The sequence below is a fragment of the Pseudarthrobacter sp. MDT1-40-2 genome, assembly GCF_059383595.1.
Genome location: NZ_JBWZCL010000008.1, coordinates 52,821 through 63,801, shown reverse-complemented (window position 1 = coordinate 63,801; position 10,981 = coordinate 52,821). Strand labels below are relative to the sequence as shown.

At 64.5% G+C, this 10,981-nt stretch carries 9 protein-coding genes and 1 rRNA gene; 6 read left to right on the top strand and 4 right to left on the bottom strand.

The window, feature by feature from the left end; all coding sequences use genetic code 11:
• The 4 genes from rrf to AC50X5_RS16180 form a co-directional block, all read left to right on the top strand.
• Positions 1 to 106, top strand: a 5S ribosomal RNA gene (gene rrf, locus AC50X5_RS16195); the annotation flags it as partial.
• 424 nt (positions 107 to 530) lie between these two features.
• Positions 531 to 821 (top strand): HU family DNA-binding protein, encoded by a 291-nt coding sequence (locus AC50X5_RS16190; RefSeq protein ID WP_354236135.1) that lies wholly within the window; start codon positions 531 to 533, stop codon positions 819 to 821.
• Between the two features lie 126 nt (positions 822 to 947).
• Positions 948 to 3,071, top strand: coding sequence for a bifunctional copper resistance protein CopD/cytochrome c oxidase assembly protein (locus AC50X5_RS16185; RefSeq protein WP_494977103.1), 2,124 nt, complete (start codon positions 948 to 950; stop codon positions 3,069 to 3,071).
• The gene (locus AC50X5_RS16180; protein ID WP_494977102.1) at positions 3,068 to 5,050 is read left to right on the top strand and encodes an NHL domain-containing thioredoxin family protein; all 1,983 of its coding nucleotides are present in this window, start codon (positions 3,068 to 3,070) and stop codon (positions 5,048 to 5,050) included. The genes AC50X5_RS16185 and AC50X5_RS16180 overlap by 4 nt, the downstream gene beginning before the upstream one ends.
• Positions 5,051 to 5,076: 26 nt before the next feature.
• On the opposite strand, the gene AC50X5_RS16175 is transcribed toward AC50X5_RS16180, so the two are convergent.
• From AC50X5_RS16175 to AC50X5_RS16160, 4 genes are all read right to left on the bottom strand, one after another.
• Positions 5,077 to 6,069 (bottom strand): hypothetical protein, encoded by a 993-nt coding sequence (locus AC50X5_RS16175; protein ID WP_494977104.1) that lies wholly within the window; start codon positions 6,067 to 6,069, stop codon positions 5,077 to 5,079.
• Positions 6,070 to 6,154: 85 nt separating this feature from the next.
• A complete protein-coding gene (locus AC50X5_RS16170) occupies positions 6,155 to 7,855 on the bottom strand; it encodes a helicase HerA-like domain-containing protein (RefSeq protein WP_494977101.1) in 1,701 nt (566 codons plus the stop codon).
• A gap of 88 nt (positions 7,856 to 7,943) precedes the next feature.
• Positions 7,944 to 8,423, bottom strand: a complete 480-nt coding sequence (locus AC50X5_RS16165) for a GNAT family N-acetyltransferase (protein ID WP_494977100.1) — start codon at positions 8,421 to 8,423, stop codon at positions 7,944 to 7,946.
• The gene (locus tag AC50X5_RS16160; protein WP_494977099.1) at positions 8,413 to 9,039 is read right to left on the bottom strand and encodes a CGNR zinc finger domain-containing protein; all 627 of its coding nucleotides are present in this window, start codon (positions 9,037 to 9,039) and stop codon (positions 8,413 to 8,415) included. Before AC50X5_RS16160 ends, AC50X5_RS16165 begins: the two co-directional genes overlap by 11 nt.
• 88 nt (positions 9,040 to 9,127) lie before the next feature.
• Here AC50X5_RS16160 and AC50X5_RS16155 point away from each other — a divergent pair, with 88 nt between their 5' ends.
• Both AC50X5_RS16155 and AC50X5_RS16150 read left to right on the top strand, forming a co-directional pair.
• On the top strand, positions 9,128 to 10,222 hold the full coding sequence (locus AC50X5_RS16155; protein WP_494977098.1) for an LLM class flavin-dependent oxidoreductase: 1,095 nt from the start codon (positions 9,128 to 9,130) through the stop codon (positions 10,220 to 10,222).
• 51 nt (positions 10,223 to 10,273) lie between these two features.
• Positions 10,274 to 10,903, top strand: coding sequence for an isochorismatase family protein (locus AC50X5_RS16150; protein WP_494977097.1), 630 nt, complete (start codon positions 10,274 to 10,276; stop codon positions 10,901 to 10,903).
• Positions 10,904 to 10,981: the final 78 nt, after the last annotated feature.

Genomic DNA, 10,981 nt, shown 5'->3' with positions numbered 1-10,981 from the left:
TAGCGTGGGGGAAACGCCCGGTCCCATTCCGAACCCGGAAGCTAAGACCCACAGCGCCGATGGTACTGCACCCGGGAGGGTGTGGGAGAGTAGGTCACCGCCGGACAAACACTCAAGGCCAGGCCCCGACACCACGTGTCGGGGCCTGACCCCTTTAAACACCAAAACACCACCACCCACGCACCCGCACACTGGCCCAGGCACCGTGCCCAAAAACACAGCCCGGCACCCAAGCCAAACTAGAAAACGGCGGGGCAGGTCGCTGCCCGGAAATCCCAATACGGCGCCTGGTCAACCGCAACGGCCGCGGGTTGCGACCCCGGCACCAGGGAAGCGCGGCTCTCAAAGAGGGCCGCAACCTAAGCCAAAGTCTGTGGAAAACGAGCCGAATCGGGTGATTTTCCTCAAGAAAACGCGGAAACACGCGGAATTTACGGCCTCAGTCGGTGCAAGCTGGTAAGTTTTCGAACAGTGGCTTGTGTGCACACCGCTTGCAGGCTCCAGAAACATGATCGTCCAGGAGGACATAAATGGCTAAGAACCGTAGTGAACTTGTTGCAGAGGTAGCGGGCAAGGCCGGCACCAGCCAGGCTGCCGTGAACTCCGTCCTCGATGCACTGTTCGAGGTTTTCGAGACTTCCGTCGCCGCCGGCGAGAAGATCACCATCCCGGGCTGGCTCGCTGTTGAGCGCACCGACCGTGCAGCCCGCACCGGCCGCAACCCGCAGACCGGTGAGACCATCCAGATCGCCGCCGGCCACAGCGTCAAGCTGACTGCAGGCTCCAAGCTGAAGGCTGCAGTCGCCAAGAAGAAGAAGTAGTCTTCTTCGTAGCATCGAAGGAAGCGGCAACCCGAGCGGTTGCCGCTTCCTTCGTTTAACAGCCGGGAAACGCACCCGGCGCAGGCCCGATTCGCGGCGTGGGCGGACGTAGCGGAGAATGGAGAGGTGCCCTCCGCAGCAAAGTCAGCTTCCAAGAATCCCACTCCGGCGTCTGTTGCCGCCGGAGGCACTGCCGCTGGGATTTCCCCTGCATGGCAGTGGGCCGGATTGGCGGCGCTCTTCGCAGGTTTGGTGGTGGCATTACTCTTCTCCGGAGCGGCTGCAGTCCGCGAGGTCTCCGATCCCGGTGCACTGGTCCGCTGGGGTCTCCCTGTCAGCAAGGCGCTGCACAACGTGTCGCTCGCTACGGTTATCGGCGGCCTAATATTCGCTGTGGCCATCCTGCCAAAGGATGCTGCCGGATCGAGGATCAAAGCGAAGGCTGACGCCGGCGCCGCCGAACACCCGCTCTTCAGCCGGGCGCTGGGAGTCACCGCGGTTGCCGGTGGTGTGTGGACGCTTTCGGCTGTAGCGGTCCTGGTCCTGACCTTCGCGGACGTGGCCGGTCTGCGGCTGTCCGGTGATGCTCAGTTCACGCAGTCGCTGGTTTTCTTCATGACGGACATCGAGACTGGCCGTGCCTGGCTCTGGGTGACCATCATCGCCGCGGTGGTGACCACGGCTCTCTTTGGCCTCAGGTCGCTGACGGCTTTGGCACTCACGCTGGTCCTCGCCGTCGTCGGGCTGGTCCCGACCGCGCTGATCGGGCATTCGTCGAGTTCCTCGGACCACGAGGGCGCCATCAATTCCCTGGGCCTGCACCTGCTGGGCGTGAGCGTGTGGGTGGGGGGCATCGTGATGCTGGTACTGCTCTCGCGGCTCCTGAGCGGCACTGACCTTACCGAACCCGTCCTGCGGCGTTTTTCCGCGCTGGCGGGCTTTGCGTTCACGCTGGTCCTGACCTCCGGTGTTATCAACGCGAGCATCCGCATCACGTCCTGGGGTGATCTTTTTGGCTCCGCTTATGGCCAGCTGGTGGTGGCGAAGACGCTGGCCACTGTTGCCCTTGGCGCCATCGGCTTTATGCACCGGCAATGGGTGATTCCACAGCTGGGCCGCAAAGGGCTTTCCGCCAAGCGCGTCCTGTGGCAGCTGATAGCTGTAGAACTGCTGATCATGGGCGGCACTTCCGGAGTGGCCGTAGCACTGGGGCGTTCTGCGCCGCCGGAGCCCACCGCCTACGCCCCGGACGCTTCGCCCGCCTTCATCCTTACCGGCTACGAGCTGCCGCCGGAACTCACCCCCGAGCGCTGGCTGACCGAATGGCGGCTGGACTGGCTGTGGGTTGCCGCCGTCCTGTTCGGCCTGGTGTCCTACGTTCTGGGTGTTGTGAAGGTACGACGCCGGGGGGACAAGTGGAGCCCGTTCCGCACCATTAACTGGGTGGTTGGCCTGCTAGTGCTCACCTACATCACGTCCGGTCCACCCGCTGTTTATGGGAGGGTGCTGTTTTCCGCTCACATGGTGGACCACATGGCCCTGACCATGGTGGCTCCCATCTTCCTGGTGCTGGGGGCGCCGGTGACGCTGGCGCTGCGCGCCCTGCCTGCCCGCAGTGACGGATCCCGGGGCCTCCGCGAGTGGCTGCTGGTATTTGTGCACTCGAAGTTTTCCCAGCTCGTAACCCACCCGATCTTCGCGGCCGCGAACTTCGCAGGCTCGATTGTGCTGTTCTACTACTCGGACGCCTTCGGCTACGCGATGCGGGAGCACGTGGGCCACGAGCTGATGATCCTGCACTTCACGCTGACTGGATACATCTTTGTGCTGACCATGATCGGGACGGATCCGCTGCCGCGCCGGGCCCCGTACCCGATGCGGCTGCTCCTGCTGTTGGCCACCATGGGTTTCCATGCGTTCTTCGGTGTGGCGATCATGGGTGGCACCGGTCTGCTGGCGGCCGACTACTTCGGCAACCTGGGCCGGGCCTGGGGCCTTTCGGCCATCGAGGACCAGCAAATGGGCGGCGCAGTGGCCTGGGGGATCGGCGAGGTACCGACCCTGCTGGTGGCAATCGGGGTCGCCATTATGTGGTCCCGGTCCGATGAGCGCGAGAAGCGTCGCGTGGACCGGGCAGCGGACAGGAATAACGACGCCGATCTTAATGCTTACAACGATATGTTTGCCAAATTGGCCGAACGAGACGCCAGCCTGGCTGACCGCAATTCGAAGCTGGAAGGACGCTCATGAGCGAAACCGTACGCACCCACCACCGGGTCCGCGCCTCAGAACTGGTGGGCCGTAGTTGGCTCAACACCGGCGGGAAGTCCCTGGACCTGGAATCTTTGCGCGGCAAGATCGTGTTGCTGGACTTCTGGACGTTCTGCTGCATCAACTGCCTGCACGTCCTGGATGAGCTGCGCCCGCTGGAGGAGCAGTACTCGGACGTCCTGGTTACCGTTGGCGTCCACTCGCCCAAGTTCGAGCACGAAGCAGATCCGGTAGCCCTGGCCGCAGCCGTGGAACGCTACGAGATCCACCACCCCGTGCTGGATGATCCCGAACTGGAAACCTGGAAGGCCTACACCGCCCGAGCCTGGCCCACCCTCGTTGTCATCGACCCCGAGGGTTACATCGTGGCGCACCTGTCCGGCGAAGGCCATGCAGACGGCCTGGGCGTGCTCATTTCCGAACTCGTCGCCCAGCATGAGGCCAAAGGCACGCTGCACCGCGGTTCCGGGCCGTACGTGGCGCCCGAGCCGACCTCCGGCACGCTGCGCTTCCCGGGCAAGGCTCTGTACCTTCCGGCAGGCCGTGGAACCGTCAATGACGGGACAAGCAACGACGCCGGCTCCTGGCTTGTCACGGACACCGGACACCACCGCGTAGTGGAACTGCACACCGACTTCCACACTGTTCTAGCGACCTACGGCACCGGAGTTAAGGGATACGCCGACGGCGGTGCCGCCGGCGAGGCGGCCACCGCCCAGTTCAACGAACCCCAGGGCCTGGTGCTGCTGCCGGAGGATGTGGCAGCGAAGGTTGGGTACGACGTCGTCATTGCCGACTCCGTCAACCACCGCCTCCGCGGACTATCGCTGGCGGACGGAAAGGTCAGCACGCTTGTTGGTAACGGCGTCCAGCGTCTGCTCGAAACCGGCCCGGCCCGCGTGGACGAGGACGCCGCCGGGTTCACCGGTCAGCTCAGCGAGCACCCGCTGGAGGTTTCACTGAGCTCGCCGTGGGACGTGATCTGGTCCAGCAAGCTCAACGCCGTGGTGGTGGCCATGGCCGGCACGCACCAGATTTTCAGTTTCGACCCCTTGAGCGGGGCAGTGGCGATTGCCGCCGGCAACGGCCTGGAGGGCCTGCTGGACGGCGCCGCCCACGAGGCCTGGTTCGCCCAGTCCTCCGGCCTGGCCGAAGACGCGGACGGCAACATCTGGGTGGCTGACTCGGAAACTTCGTCCCTGCGTAAGCTCGTGATCGATGACGCCGGCTCGCTCACCGTGGAAACCGCCGTCGGTAAGGGCCTTTTCGATTTTGGCTTCCGCGATGGTGAGGCCGCCGAGGCCCGGCTGCAGCACCCGCTGGGCGTTACGGTGTTGCCTGATGGTTCAGTGGCGATTGCGGACACCTACAACGGAGCAGTCCGGCGCTACGATCCCGCTACACGCACCGTTTCCACGCTGGCGCGCGGCTTGTCCGAGCCGTCCGACGTCATTGTGGACCACACCAAGGTGGCTGGCGCTGAGCCGCTGCTGGTGGTGGTTGAGGCAAACAAGCACCAGCTGATTTACGTTCCCATCCCCAAGGAAGCCCAGCAGGTGGATGAGGGCGCGTCCCAGACACACCGGCCCAAGAGCCCTGTGGCTCCCGGACTGCTGGCGCTCAACGTCCGTTTCGCCGCCCCCACCGGGCAGAAGCTTGACGACCGTTGGGGCGATCCCACCCAGCTGAAGATCTCCTCCACCCCGCCAGAGCTGCTGCTCTCCGGCGGTGGAACATCGGTGGGACTGAACCGGACGCTGGAGTTGAGCGCCGATGTCCCTGACGGCGTCCTGCACATCACCGCCCGTGCGGCGGCGTGCGACGGACCGGAGACCGAAGACGGCGAGATCCCGGATCACGCAGCCTGCCACCTGTACCAGCAGGACTGGGGAATCCCCGTGCTCATGACGGCCGACGGCGACACCGAGCTGGTGCTGGACCTCCGCGGCATGGACTAGAGCGGCGGTACTGCCCGCCTGGCGGGCTAGAAGCTCAGCTGCGGGGTGAGGTTGACGGCTTCACTGGTGACGTCGAGGCGGGTGGTGAAGCTGAACGCCACTTCCTCGTTGAGCGGGAAGTACGCCCCGGAGAAGGAGTCCTGCTGTTCGCCGGTAACCTTGGCCTTACCGTCCAACGGAGCGACTACCCAGCGGCCGTCGAAGGGCTCGATACTGATTTCCGGGTAGGCAGTCACAGTCCAGTTGATTGATCCCGGCGTGATGTTGTTCCGGCTGACATGGTAGAACGGGCAATCGGGCTGCAGCCGCTGTTCTTTGGTTGCGTCCGCTGCGCAGGTGTCCAGGAACTCGCGGACCTTGGCGCCGACGTCGTCCTTCAGTTGCTGCGTTGCCTGGGTCAGCAGGGTCAGCGGGGCCACCGGCAGGTCCCGGCCCGTCACTGTGGCCCGGCTTGCGGCAGCGGCAAAGTAGGTGTCGGTCAGCGACGCTTCATACTCGCCCGGGTAGAAGACGGTGAAGGAATTTTTACCGTCGGGCATGTTGACCGGCACTCCGTTGAGGGTGGCCTCCACGGAGTTGACGACGCTTACTTCTATTTGGGGCAGCGGTGCCGGGACGAAAGCCCACGTGTTGAAGAACAACCACTCCGTGCCTGACTTTTCCAGCAGGAACTCCGTACTGAGCTGGCTGCCGTCGATGGTGTAGTCCATCGGAACCTTGACCCGGTTCCCGTCCTGCGGCTCCGGCTTGCCCAGCTTGACGTCCGCGATGCGGGAGGTGGCGGTCTGCAGCGCTGTGCCATCCAGCATGGACGGGTCACTGGGCGGAACCGTGGCGCGAAGCAGGCCCAACGCCTTGCCGCCCTCACCGTTCTGCAGGGCAGCCAAATACTCCCGGACTGGCTGGTGGGGACTGGCCACGGTGTTGTTGACGATGTTCACGGCAACAATGGCTGCAGCAACGGCAAGCATCAGGCCCAGCAGCCATCCGGCTGCTATCCTGACCAACGCCTGACTCATCTGCACGCCCCCTACGTTACCTGCCAGCCCACAAATTCCCCCTGTCAAGCACGACGGCGGCACGCAATACGGCGGTCAAGGCGCCTTAACGGCGGCGCCGGGAAGAGGTGCCAAAGACGCCGCGGAGCAGCTCACGGCCCAGCTGGGTCCCGATGGAACGGGCCATGCTTTTCATCCCGCCGCCCAGCGCCCCGCCAAGGGCATCCGCGAGATCGCCAACCATGCCGGAGTCCTGGTGGCGGGGTTCGGGCAGCGGGGCGGGAGCCGCGGGGGGTGCCTGCCGTGGAGAGCCAGGTTCCGATGTGGGGTAGGGCCTGCTGCTGGGGCGCCCCAGGATCTCTTCCTCGATGCGGCGCGCTTCTTCATCTACATCCAGTGCCCGCGGAACAGGAGGTTCACCCGGCGTGGCGGGACCCGTGGCGGAAGCGCCCTTTCCGGTGAGTAACTCGAAGGCTGAGACGTTGTCCACTGCCGTGCCGTACTTGCCGAGCAGCGCGGAACCAGCCACGGTGCTTTTGATGAGGTCCTCGGCGCTGGGCCCCATGACGGATTCAGGCGCGCGCAGCCGGGTGTGGGCTACCGGGGTAGGTGCGCCGTTTTCGTTCATGACCGTGATGACGGCTTCGCCGATTCCGGCCGAGGTGAGGGTCTCTTCGAGGTCGTAGTCGCTGACCGGGAAGGTGGAGACGGTGGCCTTGAGTGCCTTGGCGTCCTCAGGGGTGAAGGCGCGCAGGGCGTGCTGGATACGGTTGGCCAGCTGGCCGAGGACAGCAGCCGGAACGTCCTTGGGGGTCTGTGTGACGAAGAAGATGCCAACGCCCTTTGACCGGATCAGCCGGACTGTAGTGGTGATGGCGTCGAGGAAGGCCTTGGAAGCGCCGTTGAACAGAAGGTGGGCCTCGTCCAGGAAGAAGACCAGCTTGGGCTTGTCCAGATCGCCGGCCTCGGGCAGGTCCTCGAAGAGATCGGCCAGGAGCCACATCAGGAAGGTGGAGAACAGCATGGGCTTGGTTTGCAGCGTGGGGAGCTCCAGGCAGCTGATGACGCCGCGGCCGTCGGGGGCAGTGCGGAGCAACTCGGCGGTGTCGAACTCCGGTTCACCAAAGAACTTCTCCAGGCCCTGGGCTTCCAGATTGACCAGCTCGCGGAGGATGACGCCGGCGGTAGCCTTGGACAGCCCGCCGAGCTCGGACAGATCCGCCTTGCCTTCCTCGGAGGTAAGGAACGTGATGACGGAGCGGAGGTCCTTGAGATCGATCAGCTCCAAATTCTTCTTGTCAGCGAAGTGGAAGACCAGCTGCAGGCTGGACTCCTGGGTGTCGTTGAGGTCCATCACACGGGAGAGCAGGATGGGGCCGAAGGACGTTACGGTAGCGCGGACCGGGACGCCGTTGCCGTCGCCGCCCAGCGCAAGGAACTCCACCGGAAACGTCCTGCCGGACCAGGCCTGGCCGATGCTCTCCGTGCGGGCTGTCAGTTTCCCGCTGGCTGTTGCGGCGGTAGCCAGGCCGGACAAATCACCTTTGATGTCCGCGAGGAAAACGGGGACGCCGGCGCTGGACAGCTGCTCGGCCATCATGTGCAGGGTTACGGTCTTGCCGGTACCGGTGGCGCCGGCAACCAGTCCATGCCGGTTCATCATGGAAAGCGGCAGGCGGACCTGCGCCTCCTTGTGAAGTTCGCCGTCCACTATGGCGGCACCGAGTTCGATCGTGGCACCTTCCAGCGTGTAGCCCTTCTGGAGAGTGGCGAGCTTTTCTGCTGTGGTCTTGGTCTCTTTGGCCATGCGGCCAGCTTAGCGGTGGAGCGCGGCATGTTCGCGGCTACTGCCCCACGAGTCCGCCAGGATGGTGGCTCTAGTCCATCGCGCCGGTTTATCCACCGTGGGATTCATTCTTGCCCGCAAGCACCGGCCGAACCATGAAAACGTCCACCGGATCTTCGCTTTCCACGATAAATCCGTGGCGCTCATACAGGCGTCGTGCCGGGCTGCCCTGCAGCACGTTGAGCCGGAACGGCCGATGGTCCGCGTGCAGCTCCAGCACCCGGGTCAACACTTCCGAACCGAGTCCCGAGCCCTGAAACTGCGGGGAGACATAAAAGTGCTCGATCCACAGTTCTTCCGCCGCGGGCCGGACGGCAATCACGCCGGCGGGTTCCCCCTCGGACGTGATGATCCACGTGTGTTCGGGCGCGAATGCGTTGAGGAACCTTTGACGGACGCGATCGGGATCGAACCGCCCAAGCCGCTCCAGATCCGGAGGCAGGACGGCGGCCCGTAACTCCGCCAGCCATCCGGCGTCGTCCGCGGTAGTGGGCAGGAGGTCGACGGCGGCAGGTGCTTCAGGGGGCATGGTTCCGGCTAAGAGGACTTTGGGCCTGGTGTGGCTCACGCTGTGCCGCGCGTTTGCGTGCGTAGGCTCGTGCGGCGCGGACCCGGTCGCCGCAACGGGTTGAGCACCACTGCCGTCGCGCGTGTGTGCGGAGGAAGAATCGTCGGCACCCGTCGGCTTCGCAGGAGGCGAGCACTGATGCCTGGTCGCCGGTTAGCAGGGAGGCGGCGTCCTCGGCGAGGACAGCCATGACGTGCTCGACGACCTGTGTCACGGGATGGCTGGCGCTGCGCGTGAATCCCACGGCCGGGTCGAACTGAAGCAGGAGCGCCCCGGGTGCACAGGTCAGCGCACGGTTAAGAGCATGCACGGCCGGCGCCGGGGGGACGTCCCCGGTGGTGTGCGCCTTGAAGAGATCTTGCAGGTCTGCACGCAACGCTGCGAGCCTGCCCCGGCAGTGCTCCTGCAGCTCGGTCTCCGGCGCAATGAGATCGTGTGCCACCAGCCAGGCCGAAGCGGCCTCGGGTTGGGCCAGTTCGTCGTAGCTTTTTCCCCCGGGCAGTTCCTTGGCGCTGTTGACCAGCGCAAGGCTCGGATGATCTTCGGCGCCTGGCGCCACTGGCAGTGTCTCGGACATGCTTCTCATGCTATCAGTTTCGTTTAACCGTGAGACACCTGCTACGCTCCAATCACGCCAAAAACATGTTTTTCCGTGAGGAGTTTGAATGCAGTTCGGACGACCAACAGGCACGTCCCCGTTCACCCTGTCTGTGCTTTCCGCCGGGGGAACCGGTGTCGGAATGACCGCAGCGGAGGGCCTCGCGGGTACGGTCTCGCTGGAACGGACGGCGGATGAGCGGGGTTATCACCGGTTCTGGATGTCTGAACATCATGGGATGGGGGCGGCGTCGGTGTCTTCACCGCAACTGATGATCGCCCGCCTCATCGCGGAGGCGACCCACCTCCGCCTTGGTGCCGGAGGGGTGATGCTGCCCAACCACCCTCCGTTGCTGATTGCCGAGCAGTTCGGGATGCTCGAGGCTCTCGCCCCGGGCCGGATTGATATTGGTCTGGGGCGGGCCCCAGGCACTGATGCGGCGACCGCTGCCGCGTTACGGAGGGGCACGGAAGCCAACGATGACTTCCCAAAGCAGGTGCTCGAGTTGCTTGGGTTCCTTGGTGACGAGTTCCCTTCCACCCACCCTTACCGGCAGGTCCACGCGGTTCCCGGCCCATGGCAGGCGAGGGAAAACCGTGTCCCTGCGCCCTTGACCACGCCGGAAGTATGGGTGCTGGGCTCTTCTCCGTACTCAGCGCAGTTGGCCGGGCGGCTCGGCCGGCCGTATGCCTTCGCACTGCAGTTTGGTGACGCGGACGTCGACACGGCTATGCGTCTGTATCGAAAAAGCTTCCATCCCTCCGACACGCTTGCCGAGCCTTACAGCCTCGTCAGCGTGCCCGTGGCGGTCAGCGACGATCCGGCGGAGGCAAAACGGCAGGCGGCGACATCAGCGATGGCGATGCTGCGAATGTTCAAGAGTGAGGGCTATCTGCTCCTGCCCCCGGACGAGGTCGACGCGTACCCGGCAACGGTTCAGGAGCGGCAAATCCTCGATGCCTACACCAGCCGCAGCTTTCATGGCACCGCCGTTACTGTCGCCCACCGTCTCGAAGCACTGCACGAGCGTACCGGTGTTGATGAGGTGATGCTCGTCGTCGGCGGCCACTCGGCAACTCTGGACCGGCGAGGGATTTCTTTGATGGCTGATCATTACGAACTCCCGCACCTGAACGCACCGTTACGGGTTGGTGCACGCTAGCGCCACTTCCGCCCGCCGTCTTTCACAACAAACCCCATAAAGGAGAGCACCATGACCGCACCCCACCGAGCCCTAATCGTCATTGACGCCCAACAGGAATACTTCGACGGACTGCTTCCCATTCAGTACCCGGCCAGTGACCAATCCATCGCCTGTATCCAGACCGCGATCGAGGCCGCAGAACAGACGGGAACGCCCGTGGTGCTCGTCCAGCATGAGCTGCCGGCCGAAGCCCCGGTGTTTGGGTCCGGATCGGCGACCTGGCGAAACCACCCCGGAGTAGCCGCCCATGAGGACGGTGTTGCCAAGCGCATCGGCAAGCAGTACTCCAGCATCTTCGCCGCCACCGACCTCGAAACCTGGTTGCGTGAAGAAGGAATCGACACAATCACGCTCGTTGGCTATATGACAAATAACTGTGTGGTTGCCTCCGCCGCGGCCGCCGAGCCCCTTGGGTTCACCGTCGAAGTCCTTGCAGACGCCACCGGAGCGATTGACCTCGCCAACGACGCCGGCACCGCCTCAGCACGTCAGGTCCACGAGACCCTCATGGCACTGCTGCACTCGAACTGGGCCGCGGTCGCCGACACCGGCACTTGGACGAAAGCACTGCGTACAGGCGCGACGCTAACCAAAAGCGACCTCGTCACCTCCGCCCAACAAGGCAGCAGCATCCGGTAGAAGGCCGGGTCCGCCCCGAGCGGCCATGCTCTGAGCGACCTGTTGCCCGGTGAGCCAGGTCCCGCCGTCGCCCCTTCC